This is a genomic window from Fructobacillus broussonetiae, assembly GCF_018437275.1.
Taxonomy (GTDB): Bacteria; Bacillota; Bacilli; order Lactobacillales; family Lactobacillaceae; genus Fructobacillus; species Fructobacillus broussonetiae.
In genome coordinates, this window is record NZ_JAAMFK010000008.1 from 19711 (window position 1) to 43682 (window position 23972).

Genomic DNA, 23972 nt, shown 5'->3' on the forward strand with positions numbered 1-23972 from the left:
CTTCTTTATGAGAGATGAGTCTAATTAACGTTGCTCGTCTTTGTAACGATCAACTTCGGCTTCGGTCCCAAGAACAAAGTGTCCTTTTTCAACCTCAACCATGTGACGTTCTTGACCGTCCTTTTCAAAGGATGGGTCGTAAGATTGTACGCGGCGGGCCTTTTCCTTCACAGGGTCCGGTTCAGGAACCGCCGAAAGCAAAGACTTCGTGTACGGGTGCAAGGGGTGGTTGTAAACCTGGTCGGCTGTTCCCAGCTCAACCAACTTACCCCAGTGCAAGACTCCGATTCGATCCGACAAGTACTTCACCATCGCCAAGTCGTGGGCGATGAATAAGTAAGTTAAACCGTGGTCCTTTTGCAACTTAGCAAGCAAGTTAACCACCTGGGCTTGAACGGAAACGTCCAAGGCCGAAATTGGTTCGTCGGCAATGATGAACTTTGGCTTAACGGCCAAAGCACGGGCAATTCCGATTCGCTGCTTCTGACCACCGGAAAATTCGTGGGGGTAACGGGAAGCGTGGTCTTCGTTCAAACCAACCATGTGGAGCAAGTCCAAGACCTTTTGGCGGCGCTTTTTCTTGTCCTTTGAGTAACCGGCTTGGTCCAAACCTTCGCCCAAAATGTTTTCAACCGTCAAGCGGCCGTTCAATGAAGCCTGCGGGTCCTGGAAAATCATCTGCGCCTTGTGGCGGAATGCGGCCAGTTCCTTTTTCTTCATCGTTTGAACGTCTTGACCTTCAAAGTCAATTTCACCTGAGTCCGTGACATAGAGCTTCAAGATGGAACGACCGATGGTCGTCTTTCCTGAACCTGATTCACCAACCAAACCGAAGGTTTCCCCTTCGTAAATGTCAAAGGACACGTTGTCGAGGGCTTTGTTTTCGTTTTTCTTACCCTTGTTGAAGGTTAAGTTCAGATTTTTAATTTCAATCTGCTTTCTTGCATCTGGATTTTGCATGTTAACCCTCCTTTACAAAGTGTTCCTGCCAGTAGGACTGGCGCTTAACGATTTCAGCTGGTGGCGTCACCTTAGGTGCGCGTTCGTCGAGCAACCAAGTGGCCGCTTCGTGGGTGGCTGACACTTTGAAGAACGGTGGTTGCTTTTCGTGGTCAATTTGAAGCGCGTAGGCGTTTCGGTTGGCAAAAGCATCACCCTTTGGCGGATACAAGAGATCCGGTGGCGTTCCAGGAATGGCATGCAGCGAACCAATGGCCGTTGACGTCGTTGGCATTGAAGAAAGCAAGCCCCACGTGTACGGGTGCTTTGGGTTATAGAAAATCTCGTTAACCGTACCCTTTTCAACGATTTTACCGGCGTACATCACCGCCACGCGATCGGCGACGTCAGCGACAACACCCAAGTCGTGGGTGATGAAGATAACGGACATGTTCCGCTTCTTCTGCTGGGCCTTCAACACGTTCAAGATTTGTGCTTGAATCGTCACGTCCAGGGCGGTCGTTGGTTCGTCGGCAATCAAGATATCTGGTTCAGCTGCCAAAGCGATAGCGATAACGGCACGTTGACGCATACCTCCAGACCACTGGTGAGGATAGTCGTTCAAGTGCTTTTCAGCATTAGGAATGCCAACTTCCTTCATTAATTCCAAGGTGGCGTCAGCCGCTTCCTTTTCCTTGTAGCCCAAGTGCTTGATCATTGGTTCGGCAATCTGGTTTTTAATGGTCATTGTTGGATCCAACGAAGTCATGGGATCCTGAAAGACCATGGCAATCTTTGAGCCACGAACCTGGTCCCAATTCTTTTCTTGATAGGAAGCCAAGTTGTCGTCTCCAAGAAGGATTTGACTCCCCTCTTCAACTGTCGCGTTCTTGGCGTTCAAGCCAAGCAAGGTCCGCGTTGTCACCGACTTCCCCGAACCAGATTCCCCGACAATCGCCAAGGTTTCACCGGAGAAGAGTTCAAAGTCAACCCCGCGGATGGCTTTGATGGTTCCCGCGTATGTTTCAAAGGAGACCGCTAAATTTTTTACAGTTAAAATTGGCTGTGACATACAAGCCTCCTATTCGTCTAACATCTTTGGATCAAAGGCATCCCGCAATCCGTCTCCGAGGAGGACGAAGGCAAGGGATACAAGAACTAACAGCGTTGCTGGAATCAAGATTTGGTATGGGTAGTATTCCAACATTTGTTGCGCGTCGGCAATCAGCGTTCCAAGAGAAGCTGTCGGTGCCTTCACACCCAAGTTGATGGCGGACAAAACCGCTTCAAACATGATGGCCGCTGGAATGGTCATCATGACCTGAACGATGATGGTTCCGGCCATGTTTGGTACCAAGTGCTTAAAGGCAATCTTTGGACCGGATTCACCAAGCGTTTTAGCTGCCAAGACGAAATCACGTTCCTTGATGGTCAAAGTCTGGTTTCGAACCTGACGGGCCATCCCCGTCCAGTTGGTCAAGGCGATGGCCAAGATGATGGAACCAATTCCGGAACCGAAGAGCATGGCCAAAAGGGTAACAACAACCAACGTTGGCACGGCGGAAATAATTTCGATCCCACGCTGCATGGCCGTATCGGTCTTACCACCAAACCAACCAGAAACCAGACCGTAGGAAACACCGACGATGAGGTCGATGGCCGTGGCTGCTAAGGCAACGAACAACGAGATTCGAAGCCCAACCACGACACGCTTTCCAAGCGAACGTCCTAAGTTGTCCGTTCCAAGGATGAACTTTTCTTCGACGTTGTTTTGAGCGTAGACGTCAGTCCGATCAGCATTCCCAAGCACATGACCGGTTCCATTCCAGAATGGAATTGGAAGGCCAGACTTTGGTGGCAAGTTCTTGTAACGGGCCGCCTCGTTCGTGTTGAACTGGTTGGCATCGTTTTGTGAGGTAACCGCCGTTGAACCAATAGCAAAGACAATCGTTGCCGCCAAGAAGTAAAGAGAGATAACCGCCAGCTTATTTTTCTTCAATCGGTGCCAGACGGACTGCCAGAAAGACAATGTCGGCTTATTAATTTTTTCCGAGGCGGCTTCGTTTTTGATGCCGACCAAGTCAAAGGGGTGTGTGGCTTCCATGGCTTTCCTCCTAGTCCAAGCGAACGCGTGGGTCCACGATCGCTGTCAAAATATCAGTAATCAAGATCATGACCATCAACATCAGGGCGTACACGATGGTTGTTCCCATGATGACGGGGTAATCCTTTGTTGGGATGGATGAGACGAACTGCTGTCCGATTCCAGGAATTGAGAAGATGTTTTCAACCAGGGTTGAACCCGTTAACAGGTTCGCCGTCATCGGTCCAATCAGCGTCAAAATCGGAATCATCGAGTTTCGGTAGGCGTGCTTTTGGATCACTTGCCCTTCTCCGATTCCTTTGGCCCGGGCTAGCTGAATGTAGTCCGAGTGAAGAACGTCGATCATTTCAGAACGAACAAATCGCGTCGTGATAGCGGCTGGCGTTACAGCCAAAGCCAACGTTGGCAAGATGGTCTGTGAAAATGAATCCCCCCATCCAGAAACAGGCAACCAACCGAGGTTGTATCCGAAAACGAACAGCAAGACAATCGCCAAAATAAAGGATGGTGTTGAGATTCCAAGGGTTGAAAGGACACCGAGGATTCCGTCGGCCTTCTTGTTTTGGTTCTTAGCTGAAACGGCTCCAAACCACAAACCAGCAAGCACACCGACAACCAGGGCCTGCAATCCCAACTGAGCTGAGATTGGCAACCGCTGACCAATCAGCATCGAAACGAATTGGTTTTGGTACTGGAAGGAAGTCCCTAAGTCCCCGTGCAGCAGGTTGATTAAGTAGTCCCAGTACTGAACTAAGACTGGCTTATCCAAGCCATAGGTCGCATTCAACTGCGCAATGGTGTCTGCAGAAAGCTTTGGGTTGTTGTAGGGGGTTCCGGGTAGAACCTGCATCAAGAAGAAAGTGGCCGTGACCACAATCCAGAGCGTTGCAATCAAAATCAACGTTCTTTTTAATATATAGCGTGTCATGGTGAGTTCTCCTTTTTCCTGCTATGTACGAAAAACGGCCGAAGCCGCCTTTCCTAATCGGATTACTTACGGTGTGCGTAAGTCAAATCCAACGTTAACCCAACCGGGTTTTCAACGATGCCCTTCACGTTTGAACGTGAGAGTGACGCTGTCTTCCATGAGTAGAGTGGGTTGATGCTTGCGTGGTCCATCAAGGCCTTTTCGCCGTCCTTGAAGTCCTGTTCGCGAGCAGATGGGTTGTTTGAATCAACTGTTGAAGCCTTTTGGTGGGCTGCGTAGTATTCGTTGTTATCAAAGTGACCGTTGTTAAATCCGGCATCCTTTGATGCAAAGAGGTCGTAGTACGTTGATCCATCTTGGTAATCCCCGTTCCAGTTCGTCACGACGATGTCGAAGTCACCAGCCTGTGAATCCTTCAAGCGTTGCTTGAACGGCACAACCTTTTCCGTTACTTCGATGTCTGAACCAAACGTTGATTCAAAGGCTTGCTTGATGTAGTCAACCGTTGCCTTTGCGATTGGTGAATCTGCATCGGTTTCAAGGGTAACCTTCATCTTGCCTTGGCCAACTTCTGCAATTCCTTGCTTGAAGAGTTCTTGGGCCTTTGCCTTGTCGTACGTGTAACCCGGCTTAACGAAGTCTGACAAGTCCTTGCCATCCGCTGTTTCCGTCAATCCCTTTGAAACGAATGATTGAGCGGCATCACGTGAACCACCGGTTGCTTGCTTTGCCAATTCCTCACGGTTCGTTGCCAAGTTCAAGGCTTGACGAATCTTTTCATTCTTCAAGAAGACGTTGTTCTTTTGGTTGTATTCCAAGTAAGTTGCCGCAGCCAATGCAGAAGTCTTCAAATCCTTGTTGGACTTGTTTGCTTGGTACATTTCAGCTGAGTTGGCGATTGACGCGCGGTCAAGCTTTCCTTGCTTGTACAACTTGATGGCCGTTTCAGGGTTCTTAACCACTTGCCAGTTGATTGTCTTTGTCTTAACGTTCTTGGCATCCCAGTAGTTTTCGTTCTTGACCATCTTGAACTTGTTGTTTGTACCATTCCAACCTTCAAGCTTGTAAGCACCGGAATAGATTTGCTTGTCAGCAGTCGTTCCGTACTTGTCCCCTTGCTTCTCAACAAAGCTCTTCTTCTGAGGAGCGAACGTTTCAAAAGTGAGCAAGTACTTGAACTGTGGACTTGCTTGATCCAAGTCAAAGGAAATCGTGTTGCCTTCAGCGTGAACACCCAAGTCACTTGGCTTCTTTTCACCAGCTGCGATTGCCTTCGCGTTCTTTACTGGAGCAATCAATTCAGCGTATTGAGAAGCCGTCTTTGGATCGGCAATTCGTTGCCAGGAGTAAACGACGTCATCGGCGGTCAACTTTGAACCATCGGACCACTTCAAACCATCACGAAGTTCAACGGTGTATGTCTTACCATCGTCAGATACCTTGTATGACTTGGCCAAGTTTGGTTGAACCTCGCCCTTGTTGTCAGTGCGCAACAAGTTGGCTTCCGTGTTTCCCAAAATCGTTCCGGAATTGGCATCCGTCAACTTTGACGTGTCCAATGTTTGGATTTCTGCTGGAATGGAATAGTTCAATGTATCCTTATCCGCGCTTGGGTCAGATCCCCAGAGACCAGCTGCGTGGGTTCCACCACCAACAGCCAAGACAACAACTGCCGCCGTCGTCCATTTTTGCCATTTTTTCATCTTTCAACCTCCTGGCTTTTAACGTTGAATTAATATTAGCATAGATATTTTAATTTTAAAATAATATTTTAATAAATTGCTCATAAAACTTCCTTAAGTTTATTAACAAAAGGAAACAAACGCCTACAAATAAGCATTTTTATCTTAAGAACTTTTTGAAAAATAAATGATAAAATTCCTCATTTTCTTTAATTAAGAGAGCAAAAAGAAACATCCCGGTTCGGTTTTGACTTTTAAAGCGCACAAAAAAAGCACCCATCACTGGGTGCTTTGATGAATGATTTACTTGTCTGGGTTTTCCTTGTGGGAAAGCGCCGCAACGTTCAACGTTTGATCCGCGAGGTCCTTTGTAAAGGACACTTCGTGGGAAACGATGATGGCGTTTCCTGGGAATTCCTTGATGGCCTTGTACAAGGCGTTCTTGGTTTCTTCGTCCAGGTGATTGGTTGGTTCGTCTAGGATTAAGAAGTTCGATGGCTTCATCTCCATGATGGCCAACTTCACCTTGGTCTGCTCTCCTCCGGAAAGCTGGAAGAGCGGCTTCTTCGCGTTTTCAGCGTTGATACCTGCTCCCGCCAAGCGCTGACGAAGTTCCTTTGGCAGAATCGTTGGGAAGAGGTCTTGCATCGCCTCAAGAGGCGTCTGCTGGTCGTTGTCCCAGTCCAGGTCCTGGTCAAAGTAGTTGACGATGGCAGATGGTGAGAATTCCACGCGTCCACCGAGCTTTGGAATATCGCCCAGGATGGACTTAATCAAAGTAGACTTACCAGCCCCGTTAAATCCGGCAAAGACAATCTTCTTTTCCGCGTTCATATAGAAGGAAACGGGATCCAAGATTGGTTCTTCGTACCCAACGGACAGTTCGTCGACCGTTAAGGCTTCCGCTGACTGCGTGTTTACGTATGGGAAGTTGAAGTGGGACTTCAAGTTTTCTTGAGGTGGCTCCACCTTCACCATGCGGTCCAACATCTTTTCACGAGAACGCGCCATCTTTGACGTGGAGGCACGGGCCTTGTTCTTCGCGATGAACTTTTCGGCCTTGGCGATTTCCACCTGTTGCTTCTCGTAATCACGAATTTGCTGTTCGGCGCGTTCTTCCTTCTGGCGCATGGCCTTCTTGAAGGAACCACGGTACTTCGTGATTTTTCCAAAGGAAACGTCCGCAATCGCGTTTGTCACCTGGTCCAAGAAGTCAAAGTCGTGGGAGATGATCATCGCCGCACCCTTGAAGTCTTGGAGGTAGCCTTCCAGCCATTCGATGTGCTGAACGTCCAGGAAGTTGGTTGGCTCATCGAGGATGATGACATCGTCTTCTTCCAAGAGAAGCTTGGCCAAGATGGTCTTGGCACGCTGTCCACCAGACATGTGCTCCAACTCACGGTCACGACCGATGGCTTCCAAGCCCAATCCGGAAATGACGCGTTCGATTTCCGTATCGACGTCGTAAAAGCCAGCAGCGTCCAATTCTTCTTGGAGGCGTCCGGCCTTTTCCAAGAGCTTGTCGTCCGCCGTGGAGGCGTACTTCTCGTACAATTCCGTTGCCCGGTCTTGCTTATCGTATAAGTCTTGATAAGCCGTGTGCAAGAAGTCCACGAGGGTCATCCCCGCTGGAATTTCCGCGTACTGGTCCAAGTAACCAATCTTTAAGTTCTTGGCCCACTCGATTTTTCCCTCGAGTGGCAGCACTTGTCCGGTTAAGATGCGGATCAAAGTAGACTTACCGGCACCGTTTTGGCCGACAATTCCCATGTGCTCACCAGCCTGGAGTTCCAAGCTTGCGTCTTCGTATAAAGTTTTTTCTGCGTAGGCCATTGACAGGCCAGTTACTTCTAATAATGCCATAGAGCAATCTTACCACATTTTAGGGCTTCTCCATAGCATTAAGAAGGCATTCGCCGTATACTGGAATTATAATTCTTAATGAACAAGTCAGTTCCGAACAGGCCCCAGTGCCCCTTGTTACTTTATAAAAAGCAAACCTGACCACGCCTTATCGATCAACTAACCGAAAGGACCCCTCATGAAAGTTCGAAAGCTCAACCACAAAACCATCCCCGCACAAGATCAAAACCGTGCCTACCGATTCTGGCGGGACGTCTTTGACTTGCCGCAGGGCGGCAGTCAACAGGACCGCATCCTCTTGGTTGATCACGAGGAACTACACTTCGTTTTGGCTGACTCCCTTCCTGCAGCTCCCGAAGACGACTTTGAGCTCTTGGTACGAGACCACGTCGCCGAATTAAAAAAGCACTTCAAAAACAACTTCGTGCCCATCCTTAATGAAGAGGCGCGCTACGGAAACAAGGTGGCATTAACGGTTAAAGATTCCGAGGGCAACACTGTGGTCGTCGAGGGAAACGAGGACTAAAAAGGATGGTGCGGGGCTGACTTGGGAAGGGTAAAAAACTTCAATTTTTTTAGTAAAAACGCTTGCCCAGTTTAGACCTGCATGCTACAATAATATCTGTTGTTTAAAGCTGGTCAGTTAGCTCAGTTGGTAGAGCAACGGACTCTTAATCCGTGGGTCCAGGGTTCGAGCCCCTGACTGACCATCAACCAAAAAGACCAACACTTCGGTGTTGGTCTTTTCTTTTACCTAAAACACAGCAAAAGAAAAAGCCCGAGGGATATTCCCTTGGGCTTTTTGCTTGAGAAGCATATTCTTACTGACGGTAAACGTAGAATGGCAAGTTTCCACCATTTTGAGCCGCTTCGTAATCGTAAACGTGATCGAAGTTCCAAGTTGAAACCGCCGTTCCCTTTTGTCCGCTCGTTGCGTAGTTAACGGAGATGGCGTTCGTGTCATCGACCATCACTTGAACGTGACCTGCAGCACCACCTGAAGCACCACGGGCACCCCAGATAACGATGTCACCACGTTCTGCTTGCCATTCTTGGCTTGAAGAGATCAAGTGGTAACCGTTTTGTTGCAAGTAGCTGTGCATTGAGTCGGTGTTATACAACCATGCTGGCTTTGAAGCACCGGCTTCGTACAGGGCTTCTACCATGGCACCTGAACAATCGGCCGTTCCATCAGAACCGTTACGTGATCCATACATTGAGTATGTCAACTTACCACGATTGTTTTCAAACCAGTTAATCAACGCTTCCGTATCAACACGGTTTTGTTGTGCCGGCGTTACGTTTGCTTGACTAGGTTGTGGAGCCGGAGCTGGCGTAGGAGCTGGCGCTTGTGATGCTGGTTGTGGAGCAGGCTGTGGCGCCTCTGAACTGTGCGTGTTGTTCTCTTGGTCATCAGGAGCCATCTTGTTACTGATACCTTCAACATCTGAATCGTCACCATTGTTACCGGCGTTGTTGTCCGTTGCTTCTGATGCTTGGTTATTGTTTGAACCGTTGTTATCAGATGAAGCGGCTGCCTTGTTTTCCTGTGAGTCCGTGTTGTTTTCTGACTGCTTGTTTTGTTGCGCCGCATTCCACTGTGCCTTATTTGCTTCGTATGAAGCCTTTGCAGCTTGTGAAGCACGTTCGTCAGCAGACGCCTTATCGTTTTGTGATGAGACTTGGCTGTTTACTTCGCCTTCGTTGACCGTGTTTGAAGCAGGCGCTTGGTTGTTGTCTTGCTGAACCATGATCATGTTTTGATCACCGTTACCGAAGTCAGCTTGCTTTTCGCCGTCCTTCAAGTAACCAGCATCCTTCAAACCTTGGATAACTTCTGCTTGCTTGTCCATCTTTTGACCGGCAACCAAGAGACCTTGGTCTTGCAAGCCAAGTTGGTTAGCAGCGTCATCCGTTGTGATACCAAAGGCTTGGGCGATTGTGGTTAACGTGTCACCCCACTTCGTTTGGTAGTCGTTGATGCTTGAAACGCCTTGGTCTTGGATAGCCGCCTTCACTTGGTCGACTGAGTTGGCCGCCCATTTTGAAGTTGACTTGCTTTGACCTTGGTCGTCCACTGAGTTAGCGGAAGCGGTCATTCCGTTTCCAACAACCGTTGCACCCAAAACGGCACCAGTTGCTGCCAAAGTAGTTGCCCCAGCAGTCACCATAAGGCGCTTGCTGAGCTGTTTCATCTTATTCTTTTCTGTCATAATGAAACCTCCATTTCATGTTAGACTGCATTACTTCTCCTCAATAGCATAGCAGACTTCCCCCTCTAAAAAGAGCTTTAGCTAGGCTTTTATACATTTTTTAAACTTTGCTTAACCATCTTTATAAATACAGAAACAATTTCAATTATGTGTCGTTTGCGACACGAAATTGACCTGTTTTGACAAAGCCCTGTGTTTTCCTTTTCAAAGTCAAACCCGGACCTCATACTGAGCTTGAACAACGGAGGAAAAGAACATGCCACACCCACGTCCAAACGATCGTGCTTCTCCAAATCTAACTCAAAATAAAAAGCCTTCCGGCTTTTTGAGTGACTTATTCGATGTTTAATGACGATGAATGCCCTGGTCCAGCTTGTTTTGGATCATAGAAGGCAATCGCCGCGTTGACTGCTGCTGGCCCCTGACCAAATCCCGTGGCAATCAAATCCGCATGGCCTTCATAGGAAGATAAATCGCCGATTGCAAAGAGCCCCGGTTCCTTTGTTTCCATCTGATTTTTTACAGCCAATCCCGCCTTGTCCCAGTCGACGTCGATTTTCCAATCACGCTCGGCCTGACCATTGGTCTTGAAGCCGTATTGGACAAGAAGGTCATCCACTTCGATGCTCTCAGCAACTTCCTTTTCCTTTGTTAAAGAAAGGTTCAGTTTCAAGCGACCGTTTGCCGTTTTGACTGCGGATAACACCTTGTAAGGCGTCTTCTTTTCCACAGCGGAATTTTCCAGCTCTTTTACCGATTGTTCCAAAGCGCGGAAAGAATCCCGGCGGTGAATCAAGGTCGTTTTCTTCGCACGCTTTTCGATTTCGTTTGCCAGGTCCACAGCAGAATCACCACCGCCAAGAACCGCGACTTCTCGTCCGTCATAGGCGTTTAGGTCAGGTGCGAAGTAGGCCAGTCCGTGACCGAGCAATTCTTCTTCGTTTTCAACTTGTAAGCGGCGGGGTGAAAAAGCACCCTTGCCTGAAGCAAGGATGACGGCCTTCGCCAGCATCGTTTCATCCCCATTTACTTCCACTACGAATTCATCGCCGACCTTTTCCAAGTTCGTCACTTTGTGGTTGGTCAAGACAGGCAGATCAAACCGTTTGCTCTGCTCTTCCAAGCGTTGAATTAATTCCCGTCCGGTCATTCCCGCCATCGCTGGAACGTCCCAAATCTTTTTATCTGGATAAAGCGTTGTCACTTGCCCACCAATTTCCGGCAAGGCTTCTAAGACGGCGACCTTAACGTTTCGAAGTGAAGCGTAATAACCCGCAAAGAGCCCGACTGGACCAGCGCCAACTATCAAAATGTCGTACGTTTTATTCATACACAATAACCTTCGTTCGTATTTAACTGGATAAATTGCTATTTTTTACCTATATTGACCATTAATTTGCTATAATAACGTTAACAAAGAAAGGACTTTTCCCATGCCGAAAGTAAAAATGATTCTTGACCTCGATACTGGTGTCGATGACGCCTTAGCCCTTGCCTACGCGGTTGGACACGAAGATATCGATTTAATTGGAATTATTGCTTCCTATGGAAACAACTTAACTTCCGTTACTGCTCAAAACTCACTTGATTTGCTCGACCTTCTCGGTCAAAACGACGTTCCCGTCTTCTACGGTGCCACGCACTCAACGACGACCGATGACTTCACGGTCATGGAAGTTTCAAAGACTATCCACGGCCAAAATGGTGTCGGTGATGTCTTGGTTCCGAAGTCTAAGCGCGCCGTTTCAGAACAATCCGGTGTGGACTTCTTGATTGAAGCCGCTCACAAGTACCAAGACGAACTCGTTTACTTGCCAACCGGACCATTAACTAACTTGGCTTTGGCCCTGGAAAAGGACCCAGAAGTTGGAAAGCTCATCGGACAAACCACTTTGATGGGTGGCGCCTTGACTGTTCCTGGAAATGTCACGCCATTCACCGAAGCAAACATCAACCAAGATCCTGAAGCCGCAGACATCGTCTTCCACCAACAGGACAAGTTGACCATGGTTGGGCTGGACGTTACGTTACGTACCTTGCTGACAAAGCAACACACTGCTGAATGGCGCAATCTTGGAACAACCCAAGGAAAGCTCTATGCAGATATCATGGACTACTACATCGATGCCTATTATAACCTAGACATCGACAAACGTGGAGCCGCATTGCACGATCCACTCGCCGTGGCCGTTGCCGTTCAACCGGGTTACGTGGACACCATGCCATTGAACATGAAGGTCACAACGGATAAGAAGACGGGTGACTACGGTCGTACCATCGGTGACACAGATCAATTGCTTGATCCATGCCACTCGCAAGCAGCCATCTTAGTTGACCAAGAACGTTTTGTTTCTGACTTCCAGAACATGATGAAGAAGGTCTTAGCCTAAAATTTAAGCATCAAAAAAAGCCCCAAATCCATGGGGCTTTTTCCTTTGCATTTTTATATCGCTTACTTCTTCAGGCGATTTTCGTAAACCTTGCTTTGTTCTTCGTAACCAGGCTTTCCTAGGAGCGCAAACATTGCGGTCTTATATGCTTCAACACCCGGTTGATTAAAGGGGTTGATGCCAAAGAGGTATCCAGAAATTCCAACGGCCATTTCGAAGAAGTAAATCATGTAACCCAACGTGTAGGCGTCTTGCTTTGGCAAGTGAACAGCCAAGTTTGGAACACCACCATCGACGTGGGCCATGACAACACCTTGGAAGGCCTTCGTGTTCACTTCATCAATGGTCTTTCCCTCAAGGTAAGCCAAACCATCGTTGTTTTCAGCTTCGATTGGCAAGTCCAAGTTAGAAAGAGGGTTATCCAACTTCACAACCGTTTCAAAGAGGTCGCGACGACCTTCTTGGATGTATTGACCAAGGGAGTGCAAGTCCGTTGAATAGTTTGCAGAAGAAGGGTAAATGCCCTTTTGATTCTTCCCTTCAGACTCACCCATCAACTGCTTCCACCATTCAGACAAGTACTGCATGCTTGGTTCCCAGTTAATTAAGAGCTCGGTTGTATACCCCTTGTCGTAAAGAATCCGACGGATTGCGGCATACTTGTATGCGTCGTTCTTCTTCAAATCCGAATCTGTGTATTCGTTTTTCGCATCTGCCGCCCCTTGCATCAAGGCGTCGATGTCAGCCCCAGAGGCAGCAATTGGCAACAAGCCGACGGCCGTCAAAACGGAGAAGCGACCGCCAATTCCATCAGGAATCGTGAAGGTTTCATAGTTTTTCAAAGCAGCTTCGCCATGCAGGGCGCCCACGTTAGCATCCGTCGTGGCGTAAATGCGCTTTTTGGCACCTTCTTCACCATACTTCTTTTCAAGTAACTGCTTGAAAACTCGGAAAGCCATTGATGGTTCCGTTGTCGTTCCGGATTTAGAAATCACGTTCACCGAAAAGTCCTGGTCCCCCAAGACGCGAATCAAGTCATTCAAGTAAGAAGCAGAAGTTGAGTTTCCAGCGTAATAAATCTTCACGCCGTCACGTTCTTCATCCGACAATTCGTTTGAAAACATTGGGTGCAAGAAATCAATGGCCATTTTGGCACCGAGGTATGAACCACCAATTCCGATGACAACCAGCGCCTTTGATTCGGACTTAATTTTCTGTGCAGCCTTCTTGATGCGGTCAAATTCCGCCTTATCATAAGTTTCTGGCCAGTCGATCCAGTCCGTGTAATCCGCACCGGCTCCAGTTCCATTCCGCAAGGTTTGGTCAGCCATCGTAACAAGTGGTTGCATCTCATCTAATTCGTGATCAGCGACAAACGGTGCGATGTCTTTTGATTCAAACGTAATGTGTGCCATGTATTAACCTTCTTTAAGTGTTCTATCGTACTCTTATTATAACTTTTTGAGTGGTTGTTTTTCCAAAGCTTTTTCGCATTTCTCTTTGGATTTAACGTGCGCCTAGTCCAGCCTTATTCGGACAAAAAAGCACTAGCAACAATGGCTAGTGCTTTTAGCATTGATGATTAGCCCGCCTTGACTTCGGCAAGTTTTTCATCAATCATTTGAAGAACCTTTTCCTTAGCAGCTGGGTCTTCGACAAAGTTTAATTCATCCCCGTTGATCAACAACTTTGGTGAACGATCGTATTGGTCAAACCAAGCTTCATAACGTTCGTTTAAGTCCTTGTAGTACTGGTACAAGTCCGGATCTTGTTCAACCTGTTCGAAAGGACGACCGCGTTTTTGGATGCGCTTTAACATCGTTTTTAAGGACACACGGACGTGAATCAAGAGGTCCGGTGTCTTTAACTGATGTTCCTCATCAACTTCTTCTAAGACGTTGTTAACGAGGTCCTTGTAGATTTCTACCTCAGTTTGCGTCGCACGACCCAGGTCAGCGTTCAACTGGAAGAGCAAAGCGTCTTCAAAGATTGAACGGTCCAAAATGGCCGTTTCTTCCTTTTGCGCTTCCATGATTTGTTCGAGACGTGTGTTCAAGAAGTACACTTGGAGTAAGAAGGCGTACTTCTTTGGATCTTGGTAAAAGAGTGGCAGGATTGGGTTGTTATCCACGCTTTCGTAGTAGGCTTTTCCGCCCAGGTGTTCCGATAAGATATCGGTCAAACTCGTTTTTCCGGCACCGATGGTCCCTGCCAATACAATCATATATTCATCTCCTAAAACTCACTTTCTTTAGTATAGCAAAGGAAAGAAAAAGATAGCAGTCTTGACATTCATAAATTCTTCAAATAAAAAGCACCAGCGCTGTGCTGGTGCTTTTTTGAAGCTTATTTATCACTTTGGTTACGATTTCAAAGACTGGTTCAACTTCACGGTCACCGTCTTCTTTTCCGTACCACGGTAGTAGGTCAATTTAACCTTGTCGCCCACCTTGTGGCTGTGTAGCTTTTCCCGCAAATCAGCCTGCGAGCTAACTTTTTGTCCATCGATAGCAACAATGAGGTCGTACTTCTGCAACTTCGCCTTTGCAGCCGGTGAACCATCATTGACTTGGTAGATAACGACACCACCAGCCAAGTCAGTTGGCAACTTCAACGTGTCTTTTTGTTCGTCTGCTGGGACCTGCGAAAGGTTAATCATCGAAATTCCAAGTGCCGGACGTGTAACGGAACCGTACTTGACCAGCTTGTTCACGATATCAACCACCTGGTTAGAAGGAATGGCAAAACCAATCCCTTCAACAGCGGAACCTGAATTTGAGCTAGACAACTTCATGGAGTTGATTCCAACGACTTGTCCGGCCAGATTAATCAAGGCACCACCTGAGTTACCAGGATTAATGGCCGCATCCGTTTGGATAACCGTTGATCCGCCATAGTTTTGACTTGATTCAGAATCTGAGTTTACCAGGCGCTTTGTTGCCGAAACAATTCCTTCCGTTAAGGAAGAAGCATACTGTGAACCAAGTGGAGAACCAATTGCCAACACCTTTTCACCGACAGAAAGAACATCGGAATCGCCAAAGGATGCGGCGGACAAGTCACTCGTATCAGACACCTTCAAAACAGCTAAGTCCGTTAAGGAATCCTTTCCGACGAGTTCAGCAACCTGCGTTTGGTTCCCGTGAGTGATGATTTGAATCTTTTTAGCACCATCGATCACGTGGTTGTTGGTGACGATGAAGGCGGACCCATCCGCCTTCTTGTATACAACACCAGAACCTTCTGAAGATTCTTCGGTTTGATTCTTAAAGTTAATGACGGAAACCACGGCGTTTGCAACCTTGTTATATGCCGTGGAAGCAGTATCAGAGGAAAATAGCTTTTCAGTTTTGCTCGACTTGAGGGCGACTTTGGTATGGGTAACTTGATAGTTTTGGTAGATTTCTTGACCAGCAAGGACAGCTGACCCACCAATTAAACCGGCAAAGGCCCCGGCTAAAATTAACTTTGTAAGCTTATTTTCCATATCAAATCTCCAAATTTTACTGCTATCAGTTTAGCGAATCCCAATTAACTATAAATTAAGACAATTCACTAATCATCCCAGTTGTTATCAGACTGAAGCAATTCATCATCAACAAAGGCAAGTTCCAATTTGAAAGTTGAGCCGACACCTTCTTCTGACTCCACCCAAATTTTACCACCGAATGTTTCAATCACTTCCTTCGAAATGGCCAACCCTAATCCAGTACCACCCATGGCACGAGAGCGGGACTTATCCACTCGGAAGAACCGATCGAAGACGCGCTCTTGGTCCTTCTTTGGAATTCCAAGCCCCTGATCAGAAATCGCCACTTGGACGTTTTCACCATGCTTTTGAAGGGTTACCGTGATGGTTCCACCATCCGGTGAATACTTCATCGCGTTGTTCAACAAGTTATCAAGCACTTGCATAATTTTGTCGTGATCAACGTCAACCCAGTACTCTTCTTCTGGAATGTGTCGCTCAATCTTAAGCGGCTTCTTGTTCAGCTCGTTGTGGTCATTTGACAAAATCATGTCAAAACGGTCCAGGACAAAGTTCATTAAGGCGTTCAAGTTCACCAATTCCGTCTTAACTTCCATTGTTCCTTGGTCCATTCGAGACAATTCAAGCAAGTCTGAGACCATTCGCGTCATTCGACCCGTTTCATTTTGGATAACGGACAAGAAGTTGTCCATCACCTCTGGGTTCTCCTTCGCCCCTTCTACAAGGACTTCCACGTAGGAAGTAACCGTTGTCAATGGTGTTCGAAGTTCGTGGGAAACGTTTGAAACGAAGGCTTTTCGTTCTTCTTCGGTCTTCAACTGAACCGTAACGTCGCGCAGAATCAAGATTAAGGCATTAATCATTCCAGAAGGATCCTTAATCATTGAAATTCGAACTTCAATAATTCGATCACCCAAATCCATCGTGAACGGCTTTTTCGTTTTAATTAAGTCACGAATGTTTTGGTATTCTGGCATGTCCAAAATATCAAAGACGGGCTTTCCAAGTGTTTCGTACTCGTTGATCTTCAAGTAATTGGAAGCCACTTGGTTAATGATGGTTAAACGACCACGCGCATCCGTCAGTAAGACTCCGTCGTTCATGTGGTGCAAAACAGAGTAGAGACGGTTCTTTTCGTTTGAAATCATTTCCGTTGATGACGCAATCTTTTGCGACATCACGTTAACCGACTGTGCCAACTGAGCGATTTCGTTCGAACCGCCAATCTTGTTGACCATGGCGTAATCACCAGCGGTAATTCGAGCCGTCTGTTTGGAAATTTGTTCAATTGGTCGTGTCACTGTTCGCGAAAGGATAACCGCTAAGTAGAAGGCGGCCACCACCGTCAAAATACCGGCCAAAATAAAGAGCCACATAATTCGACGGGCATTCGCGTAGATTTGGTGAAGGTTTCCATAGACAACGACGGCCCCGACCGTTTTGCCCTTATCGCCCTTCAAGACATTTGTCACAATGACTTCTTGTCCACGGGCGCCATCGTTTGTTCGAACTTTTCGGTAGGCCAGATCACCACGCAGAGCCAACTTCGTGTTGGTATCCAAACGTTTTGTGACTGTCCCCTTCTTCTTCAGTTCTTTTTGATCGGTCACAACTGATCCATTTTGATCATAAACCACGACGTTATCAACCATTCGATCGTCAAAGTCAATGACGGCCCGGTGCATCGTGTTCTGTGCGTCTTCACTATCCGGTTTGTTCAATCCGTCAATCACCTGATTTTGGATGTAAGACGGCATTGTCAGCTTATCTTGGGAAGAAACTAAATCAGAATGTTCGATTTGATGAACGAAGAAAACACCAATCGATTCAAATAAGACGACAAAAAAAAGGACAAAAACCAGTGACATCCGGAAGCGAATTGATTGTAGAATACTTGAAAAAATCTTCATTTTCGCACTTCGGCTACTGCCTTGTCCCCCTTAAATTGTGTTTAGTTTGCTTGCTTACCTGATGAGAGATAGTATCCTACTCCACGACGAGTTCCTAACCATACTGGGTGAGAAGGCACGTCTTCAATCTTTTCACGCAAACGACGAACCGTAACATCGACGGCACGCACATCACCAAAGTAGTCATAACCCCAAACTTGACGAAGCAAGTTTTCACGGTTCATGACTTGGCCAATGTGTTGCGCCATGTAAGCCAACAATTCGAATTCACGGTGTGTCAATTCGACATCAACGCCGTCCTTTGTCACCATGTAAGTCTTGGTATGGATAACCAAGTTACCCAATTGGATATCATCTTGGTTTGTGGCGTTATCATCGTTTTGGCCTTGCGTGTGACGGTTACGAAGGTTAGCCTTAACACGGGCAACCAATTCACGGTTTGAGAATGGCTTCGTAATGTAATCATCAGCTCCCATTTCAAGTCCGATAACCTTATCGATTTCGGAATCCTTGGCCGTTACCATGATAACCGGTGTCTTATCCTTCGCACGAATCTGGCGGAGCACTTCGATTCCTTCGATTTCAGGCAACATTTGATCCAACAAGACCAAGTCAGGATTTTCAGACTTGTACAAGTCCAAAGCTTCCTTACCGTCAGCTGCTGTAACAACTTCGTATCCTTCTTTTACCAAGTTGAATTTAATGATATCTGAAATAGGCTTTTCGTCATCTACGACTAAAACCTTATACATAACCCCACGCTCCATTTAAAAAATTACTATATATGAGTAATTGTAACACAGTTGTGGCGTATGTTGACTTTTTTACTAAAATTGCTTCCATAAAAAAAGACCCTAATTTCGGCGCGCATGCCTCTACTAGGGTCTTTTGGTTCAATATCACGTTGATTCGTAAGATAAAAACGTCATATTTGTACCAGAAATCACTTATTTCATTTATTGATTGCGACGACGGAAACGGTGCTTGAACATTGGTGAGATGGCTTCGTTCATGGATACACGACGAATGGCTTCACCAATCAATTCACCAACTGACACAATTTCCAACTTGTCGAACTTCTTTGAGTCAGGCAAGTTGATGGAGTCGGTCACGATAACCTTCGTGAAGACGGAGTTTTGTAAGCGTTCCAAAGCGGGTCCTGAGAACACCGCGTGAGATGCTGCAACGTAAACTTCCTTGGCACCGTGTTCCAATACCAATTGAGCACCTTGGGTAATCGTACCGGCCGTATCGATCATGTCGTCGACCATGATGGCCGTCTTTCCAGCAACATCACCAACGATTGAACCAACTTCGGCAACGTTTGGCTTTGGTCGTCGCTTGTCGATAACAGCAACAGGTGCGTCCAATCCAAGCATGTTGTTCAAGTTACGGGCACGGGTCATTCCACCATGGTCAGGTGAAACAACAACGGCGTTTTCCTTGTCGGCAATCCCCGTTTCAATCAAGTAGTCAGCCAAAAGTGGCGCACCTTGAAGGTGGTCCATTGGCAAGTCGAAGAATCCTTGGATTTGCGCAGCGTGCAAATCAAGGGCCATGACACGGGTGGCACCAGCACGTTCGATCATGTTGGCAACCAACTTGGCCGTGATTGGTTCGCGTGAGCGAGCCTTGCGGTCCTGACGAGCGTATCCATAGTATGGCAGAACAACGTTGATTTGTTCAGCAGATGCCCGCTTCAAGGCATCAATCATAATCAAGAGTTCCATCAAGTTATCGTTAACCGGTTGTGACGTTGACTGGATAACGAAAACATTGGCACCACGAACAGATTCTTCGATGTTAATCTGTACTTCACCGTCAGCGAAGCGCTTAACGGAAATATCAGAAAGTGGCACACCAACTTCGGCTGCGATCTTTTCAGCTAAAGGATGATTCGATGACAGGGAAAAAAGTTTAAGATTTGACTGTGACATAGACTACTCCAAGCGTAAATTGACTAATTCAATGTCTATTATACCAATAATTGACGCAAAACTGGATAGAAAAAAGGGCGATTTTCCATCGACCTTTCCTTTTTCAGATGCCAAAGTCAAACCCGGTCCTTACTTGTTTAAAGCGTACTTGTTAATGGCGTTCGCCACACCATCATGGTTGTTGTCCGTCGTTTCAACGTTTGCCGTTTCTTTAATCAATGGCACGGCATTTCCCATTGCTACACCGATTCCAGCAGCCTCAATCATCGTCACATCATTTTCCTGATCTCCGATGGCCATTGTTTCTTCGGGTTTGATTCCGAGCTTATCCGCCAAGGCCAACATCGCCTTCCCCTTTGAAGCAATTTTGTTCATAAATTCCAAGTTATTTGGCGTTGAACGAACGACGTTCGCACGGTTCTTCAAGTCCGCTGGAACAGAAGCTTGGACACGGTCCATTTCGTCTTCTTCACCAATAATCATTGCCTTAACGAAAGGTACATCCTTTAATTCCTTCACAGAATCAATCGTCTTCAAGGGCAATTGAACGACGTAGTTTTCTTGAGCGACAAAAACGTTTGATTCACGATTCAACGTGTAGGCGTATTCGTCTGATTCAACTTGCAAGTAGGCCTTTTCTTTTTGTGCATAAGCCAAGGCTTCCTCAAACAAATCCCACGGCAATGATTCATGGTAAACGTCCGTTGCATGATCAGTTGAACGTGCAACACCACCATTGTGCGTGATGACATACTTGTCGTTAGCAACCAGTCCTAAGTCAGAAATAACCTTTTTCACACCTGTTGCAGGTCGTCCCGTTGTGATAACAACATAAATGCCAGCTTCAGTTGCTTCCGTAACAGCCTTTTTCACGGCCGGCGTAATCTCTCGGCTGTCATTCAAAAGTGTTCCGTCGATATCAATCGAAATTAATTTAATCGTATTCATAGCGGTTTTCCTTCCTCAATTAGGGCTATTATAGCAGAATTCATCCGTCTTTTTTGTATAAAAAAAGAGCCAGCTTTCGCTAGCTCTTTTGAAGGGAGTGTTCAGCTTACTTCAAAGCTGACCATTGCCACTTCGTAAATTCTTCAATGTCGCGACCTTCTTCACGGGTAACCTTGAAGTGCTTTGCCAAGATGTCATCCATCTTTGAGATGAATGTGTCGGCAGCAGCTTGGTCGATTACGCCACGTCCTGAAAGGACTTCAACGGCTTCCTTGGCTTGGTGGAAGCGGTCAAGGTGTGAGTAAACACGCATGTCGTAAGTAGTGGTGATGTCACCATCTTCACGGTAACCGTGAACGTAAACATCTCCGCGGAACTTACGTTCGAAGAAGAATGATTCAACCAAGTCTTCGTATCCGTGGAATCCGAAGATAACTGGTGTATCAGCTTGGAAGTACTTGTTGAATTCTTCAGCTGACAATTCACGTTCGTCGTTTCCAGCAGCTTCAGACTTCTTTTGCAAACGAAGCAATTCAACAACGTTTACATAACGGAACTTAACTGATGGGAATTCTTGGTTAACCAACCACAAGGCGGCCAACGTTTCGATCGTTGGTTCAGTACCTGCAGAAGCAAAGGTAATGTCGACGTCACCTGATGGTGCAGTAGATGCCCAGTCGATTGTCTTCAAACCTTCGTTAGCAAGGACTTCAGCTTCAGCAGCTGAGAACCATTGTTGACGTGGTTGCTTTGAGATAACCAAGTGGTTAACCTTTGAGTGTTCTGAGAAGGCACGGTCCATCACAGCCAACGTTGCGTTACCATCGGCAGGCAAGTATTGACGGATGAAGTTTGACTTCTTTTCAGCCAAGTGAGTCAACATACCAGGATCTTGGTGAGTGTAACCGTTGTGATCTTGCTGGAATGCAGTTGACGTTGAGATGACGTTCAATGATGGGTAATCGTTACGCCATGCTTGTTCTGATGCGTGACGCAACCACTTGAAGTGTTGCGTAAGCATTGAGTCAATAACACGCAAGAATGATTCGTATGATGCGAAGATTCCAACACGTCCAGTCAACGTGTAACCTTCCAACCAACCTTCAGCTTGGTGTTCTGACAATTGAGCATCCAAAATACGACCTTCTGGAGCTTCGAATTGGTCGTTAGGGTTCTTCACTTCTTCCATCCATTGACGGTTAGTCGTGTCGAACAATGACCAGAGACGGTTTGACATCGTTTCGTCAGGTCCGAAGAAACGGAATGACTTAGGGTTCATTTGCATTACCTTTTCAAGGTAAGTTGACAAAGTGAACATGTCCATGTTGTGGTTTGCGTCAGGCAACAACGTTCCACGGTTATCATCGTTGATATCGTTTACGAAGTTGTGCCAGTCTGGCAAGTCCAAGTCCTTCAAAGCTTCGCCGCGCTTACGTCCACCGTTCGTGATTGGGTTAGCAGACATACGCTTGTCGCCCTTAGGAGCGATCGCCTTCAATTCATCCTTCAATGAACCATCAGCGTTGAACAATTCTTCAGGCTTGTATGAATTCATCCATTCTTCGAATTGTGGCAAAGTTTCCAAGTTGTTTTGGCCAAGTGGCAATGGAACTTGGTGGGCACGGAATGAATCTTCGATTGGCATTCCCTTAAGGTCGTGTGTTGGTCCACCCCAACCCTTAGGCAAGCGAGCGATGATTACAGGCCATGCAGGAATCGTACCATCTTCGTACTTTCCGTTTTCACGGGCATCCTTTTGGATAGCTTGGATGTCTTCGATGGCTTCGTCCATAACCTTAGCAGTCTTTTCGTGGTAAGCCATGTAGTCGTGGATGTCGTCGTTTTCGATGAAACGAGCTGAGAATCCAAGACCCTTGAAGAAGTTTGTGATTTCTTCGTCTGACATACGTGAGAAGATCGTTGGGTTAGAAATCTTAAATCCGTTCAAGTCCAAGATTGGCAAAACAGCACCATCGTTCTTGGCGTTCAAGAACTTGATTGAGTGCCATGAAGTCATTGATGGACCAGTTTCGGCTTCACCATCACCAACAACTGCGAAAGCAATTTGGTCAGGGTTATCCAAAACAGCACCGTAGGCGTGAGACAATGAGTAACCCAATTCTCCACCTTCGTGCAAAGAACCTGGTGTTTGGGCCGTCATGTGAGAACCAATTCCACCTGGGAATGAGAAGCGCTTGAACAACGTTGACATACCCTTCAAGTCTTGTGTAACTTCTGGGTAGTCTTCCGTGTATTCACCATCGAGGTAGGCGTTCGTAACCATAACCTGGCCACCGTGTCCTGGACCACCGATGTAGAACATGTTCAAGTCATACTTGTTGATCAGACGGTTTGCGTGAGCGTACAAGAAAGTTTGACCAGAGATCGTTCCCCAGTGCCCGATAGGCTTAACCTTCACGTCTTCAGCTTGAATTGGCGTCTTAGTAACTGAGAACAATGGGTTTGACTTCAAAAAAATCATCCCAGCTGACAAGTAGTTGGTTGCGCGCCACCACTTATCAACGAGTTCCAAGTACTCTTTTGAGTTGTAATCAACCATGTAAATAGTACTCCTTTTTTCTTTACACGAAGGACGCTTATGCGTTCCTCCGATTAAATATTTACAAGTACATTATATCGAGTGACAAATGGTGATTCAAGAAAAACCAGCCCTTGGAAGCAACTTTCTCGATTTTGGTTGCATTTAAATTATAATTGGACCGGTCCAATTATAAGAACTTGATTTTCTTATTCTGAACCAAGGGAAACAAAAGCGTTATAGCGCAGGTATTCGTAATGCAAACGCATATTAGCGTACTCAAGCGGCGTTCCGTCATCCATAAAGAAGATTCCTTCCATGATGCCAACGGGCTCTGTTTCTTTCAGTTGCAAAAGCTTCTGCTCTTCGTCGTTTGAAGGCGCACACATCACGGTCATGAAGGATCGCGTCACCTTGCGTTGCTTTTCTTTTTCGACGTAGCCATAGATGGACTGGGTAACATCCCCCTTCTTCAATCCCGGAAGGAGGGCGATTGGCACGTAACCGTACTCAATCATAAAGGGAACACCATCCAACTTACGCAAACGCTTAATTTCATAAACAAAATCACCGTCATTTAAGAAAAGAGCGGATTGTTGTTCTGGATTGGCCTGAATCACGCGAAAGTCGAGCAGCTCAATGGATGGTGCCTGTCCGTTGATTCGAAAAGAATCGGACACACCCAAGTTTGATCCTTCGTGCTGGAAGATGGCTTGGTTCTTTAAATAGAGCGGGTTGACGAAGGTTCCAGAACCACGCTTCTTGAAGATGATCCCCTGCTGAACCAAAACGTTAAGCGCACGCTTGATGGAAGAGCGGGAGACGTCGTAGTCTTCTGCCATCGTCCGCTCGTCAGGCAGCTTCAGATCAGGGTATGCTCCCTGGTAAATTTTTGATTTGATGTCGGCTTGAACAGCCACGTATTTTGCTTCTGTCATGCCTCTATTTTAGCATGAATTGGTCGGACCAGTTTAAAAACTGGTTGCCCGGACCGGGTCTGACTTTGCCATTTTGTGCTAAAATAACCCT

19 protein-coding genes and 1 tRNA gene are annotated in these 23972 nt (G+C 46.7%); 3 read left to right on the top strand and 17 right to left on the bottom strand.

The window, feature by feature from the left end; translation table 11 throughout:
* Positions 1-24 precede the first annotated feature (24 nt).
* The 6 genes from G6R29_RS05760 to abc-f form a co-directional block, all read right to left on the bottom strand.
* A complete protein-coding gene (locus G6R29_RS05760) occupies positions 25-960 on the bottom strand; it encodes an ABC transporter ATP-binding protein (RefSeq protein WP_213809407.1) in 936 nt (311 codons plus the stop codon).
* Between the two features lies 1 nt (position 961).
* Positions 962-2011 (bottom strand): ABC transporter ATP-binding protein, encoded by a 1050-nt coding sequence (locus tag G6R29_RS05765; protein WP_213809408.1) that lies wholly within the window; start codon positions 2009-2011, stop codon positions 962-964.
* 9 nt (positions 2012-2020) lie between these two features.
* Positions 2021-3043, bottom strand: a complete 1023-nt coding sequence (locus G6R29_RS05770) for an ABC transporter permease (protein ID WP_213809409.1) — start codon at positions 3041-3043, stop codon at positions 2021-2023.
* Between the two features lie 10 nt (positions 3044-3053).
* Complete coding sequence (locus G6R29_RS05775; protein WP_213809410.1) at positions 3054-3971, bottom strand: ABC transporter permease; 918 nt, start codon at positions 3969-3971, stop codon at positions 3054-3056.
* 62 nt (positions 3972-4033) lie between these two features.
* The gene (locus G6R29_RS05780; RefSeq protein WP_213809411.1) at positions 4034-5674 is read right to left on the bottom strand and encodes a peptide ABC transporter substrate-binding protein; all 1641 of its coding nucleotides are present in this window, start codon (positions 5672-5674) and stop codon (positions 4034-4036) included.
* 282 nt (positions 5675-5956) lie between these two features.
* Complete coding sequence (gene abc-f / locus G6R29_RS05785) at positions 5957-7516, bottom strand: ribosomal protection-like ABC-F family protein (protein ID WP_213809412.1); 1560 nt, start codon at positions 7514-7516, stop codon at positions 5957-5959.
* Positions 7517-7694: 178 nt separating this feature from the next.
* Between abc-f and G6R29_RS05790 the strand changes: the two genes are divergently transcribed.
* Both G6R29_RS05790 and G6R29_RS05795 read left to right on the top strand, forming a co-directional pair.
* Entirely contained in the window at positions 7695-8042 is a 348-nt protein-coding gene (locus G6R29_RS05790) for a VOC family protein (RefSeq protein WP_213809413.1), read from the top strand.
* A 111-nt stretch (positions 8043-8153) separates the two neighbouring features.
* Positions 8154-8226: transfer RNA gene (locus G6R29_RS05795), tRNA-Lys, on the top strand.
* Positions 8227-8337: 111 nt separating this feature from the next.
* Here G6R29_RS05795 and G6R29_RS05800 read toward each other — a convergent pair.
* Together G6R29_RS05800 and G6R29_RS05805 are read right to left on the bottom strand one after the other, a co-directional pair.
* Positions 8338-9729, bottom strand: coding sequence for a C40 family peptidase (locus tag G6R29_RS05800; protein ID WP_213809414.1), 1392 nt, complete (start codon positions 9727-9729; stop codon positions 8338-8340).
* A 334-nt stretch (positions 9730-10063) separates the two neighbouring features.
* Positions 10064-11059 carry an NAD(P)/FAD-dependent oxidoreductase gene (locus G6R29_RS05805; RefSeq protein ID WP_213809415.1) on the bottom strand — a complete coding sequence of 332 codons (996 nt, stop codon included), beginning with the start codon at positions 11057-11059 and terminating at the stop codon, positions 10064-10066.
* A 103-nt stretch (positions 11060-11162) separates the two neighbouring features.
* Between G6R29_RS05805 and G6R29_RS05810 the strand changes: the two genes are divergently transcribed.
* Positions 11163-12119 (top strand): nucleoside hydrolase, encoded by a 957-nt coding sequence (locus G6R29_RS05810; RefSeq protein WP_213809416.1) that lies wholly within the window; start codon positions 11163-11165, stop codon positions 12117-12119.
* A gap of 62 nt (positions 12120-12181) precedes the next feature.
* Here the strand turns inward: G6R29_RS05810 and G6R29_RS05815 are convergent, their stop codons facing one another.
* The 9 genes from G6R29_RS05815 to G6R29_RS05855 all read right to left on the bottom strand — a co-directional run bounded on the left by G6R29_RS05815 (position 12182) and on the right by G6R29_RS05855 (position 23881).
* Positions 12182-13534, bottom strand: a complete 1353-nt coding sequence (locus G6R29_RS05815; RefSeq protein ID WP_213809417.1) for a glucose-6-phosphate isomerase — start codon at positions 13532-13534, stop codon at positions 12182-12184.
* A gap of 167 nt (positions 13535-13701) precedes the next feature.
* A complete protein-coding gene (locus G6R29_RS05820; protein ID WP_213809418.1) occupies positions 13702-14343 on the bottom strand; it encodes a deoxynucleoside kinase in 642 nt (213 codons plus the stop codon).
* Between the two features lie 138 nt (positions 14344-14481).
* Entirely contained in the window at positions 14482-15606 is a 1125-nt protein-coding gene (locus tag G6R29_RS05825) for a S1C family serine protease (RefSeq protein ID WP_213809419.1), read from the bottom strand.
* A 68-nt stretch (positions 15607-15674) separates the two neighbouring features.
* Positions 15675-17519, bottom strand: a complete 1845-nt coding sequence (locus tag G6R29_RS05830; RefSeq protein ID WP_213809420.1) for an ATP-binding protein — start codon at positions 17517-17519, stop codon at positions 15675-15677.
* Between the two features lie 41 nt (positions 17520-17560).
* Entirely contained in the window at positions 17561-18271 is a 711-nt protein-coding gene (yycF, locus tag G6R29_RS05835; RefSeq protein WP_213809421.1) for a response regulator YycF, read from the bottom strand.
* Between the two features lie 204 nt (positions 18272-18475).
* Complete coding sequence (locus G6R29_RS05840; RefSeq protein ID WP_213809422.1) at positions 18476-19456, bottom strand: ribose-phosphate diphosphokinase; 981 nt, start codon at positions 19454-19456, stop codon at positions 18476-18478.
* Between the two features lie 129 nt (positions 19457-19585).
* Positions 19586-20404, bottom strand: coding sequence for a Cof-type HAD-IIB family hydrolase (locus G6R29_RS05845; RefSeq protein ID WP_213809423.1), 819 nt, complete (start codon positions 20402-20404; stop codon positions 19586-19588).
* 106 nt (positions 20405-20510) lie between these two features.
* Positions 20511-22964 (bottom strand): phosphoketolase family protein, encoded by a 2454-nt coding sequence (locus tag G6R29_RS05850; RefSeq protein WP_213809424.1) that lies wholly within the window; start codon positions 22962-22964, stop codon positions 20511-20513.
* Positions 22965-23152: 188 nt separating this feature from the next.
* Positions 23153-23881 (bottom strand): GntR family transcriptional regulator, encoded by a 729-nt coding sequence (locus G6R29_RS05855; RefSeq protein ID WP_213809425.1) that lies wholly within the window; start codon positions 23879-23881, stop codon positions 23153-23155.
* Between the last annotated feature and the right edge of the window lie 91 nt (positions 23882-23972).

Bases quoted from the DNA above. Each gene is read 5' to 3' on its own strand.
- G6R29_RS05790 (WP_213809413.1), top strand. From the start codon at position 7,695: ATGAAAGTTCGAAAGCTCAACCACAAAACCATCCCCGCACAAGATCAA.
- G6R29_RS05775 (WP_213809410.1), bottom strand. From the start codon at position 3,971: ATGACACGCTATATATTAAAAAGAACGTTGATTTTGATTGCAACGCTC.
- G6R29_RS05825 (WP_213809419.1), bottom strand. From the start codon at position 15,606: ATGGAAAATAAGCTTACAAAGTTAATTTTAGCCGGGGCCTTTGCCGGT.
- G6R29_RS05850 (WP_213809424.1), bottom strand. From the start codon at position 22,964: ATGGTTGATTACAACTCAAAAGAGTACTTGGAACTCGTTGATAAGTGG.
- G6R29_RS05840 (WP_213809422.1), bottom strand. From the start codon at position 19,456: ATGTCACAGTCAAATCTTAAACTTTTTTCCCTGTCATCGAATCATCCT.
- G6R29_RS05830 (WP_213809420.1), bottom strand. From the start codon at position 17,519: ATGAAGATTTTTTCAAGTATTCTACAATCAATTCGCTTCCGGATGTCA.
- yycF (WP_213809421.1), bottom strand. From the start codon at position 18,271: ATGTATAAGGTTTTAGTCGTAGATGACGAAAAGCCTATTTCAGATATC.
- G6R29_RS05765 (WP_213809408.1), bottom strand. From the start codon at position 2,011: ATGTCACAGCCAATTTTAACTGTAAAAAATTTAGCGGTCTCCTTTGAA.
- G6R29_RS05855 (WP_213809425.1), bottom strand. From the start codon at position 23,881: ATGACAGAAGCAAAATACGTGGCTGTTCAAGCCGACATCAAATCAAAA.
- G6R29_RS05810 (WP_213809416.1), top strand. From the start codon at position 11,163: ATGCCGAAAGTAAAAATGATTCTTGACCTCGATACTGGTGTCGATGAC.
- G6R29_RS05770 (WP_213809409.1), bottom strand. From the start codon at position 3,043: ATGGAAGCCACACACCCCTTTGACTTGGTCGGCATCAAAAACGAAGCC.
- abc-f (WP_213809412.1), bottom strand. From the start codon at position 7,516: ATGGCATTATTAGAAGTAACTGGCCTGTCAATGGCCTACGCAGAAAAA.
- G6R29_RS05780 (WP_213809411.1), bottom strand. From the start codon at position 5,674: ATGAAAAAATGGCAAAAATGGACGACGGCGGCAGTTGTTGTCTTGGCT.
- G6R29_RS05815 (WP_213809417.1), bottom strand. From the start codon at position 13,534: ATGGCACACATTACGTTTGAATCAAAAGACATCGCACCGTTTGTCGCT.
- G6R29_RS05820 (WP_213809418.1), bottom strand. From the start codon at position 14,343: ATGATTGTATTGGCAGGGACCATCGGTGCCGGAAAAACGAGTTTGACC.
- G6R29_RS05845 (WP_213809423.1), bottom strand. From the start codon at position 20,404: ATGAATACGATTAAATTAATTTCGATTGATATCGACGGAACACTTTTG.
- G6R29_RS05760 (WP_213809407.1), bottom strand. From the start codon at position 960: ATGCAAAATCCAGATGCAAGAAAGCAGATTGAAATTAAAAATCTGAAC.
- G6R29_RS05805 (WP_213809415.1), bottom strand. From the start codon at position 11,059: ATGAATAAAACGTACGACATTTTGATAGTTGGCGCTGGTCCAGTCGGG.
- G6R29_RS05800 (WP_213809414.1), bottom strand. From the start codon at position 9,729: ATGACAGAAAAGAATAAGATGAAACAGCTCAGCAAGCGCCTTATGGTG.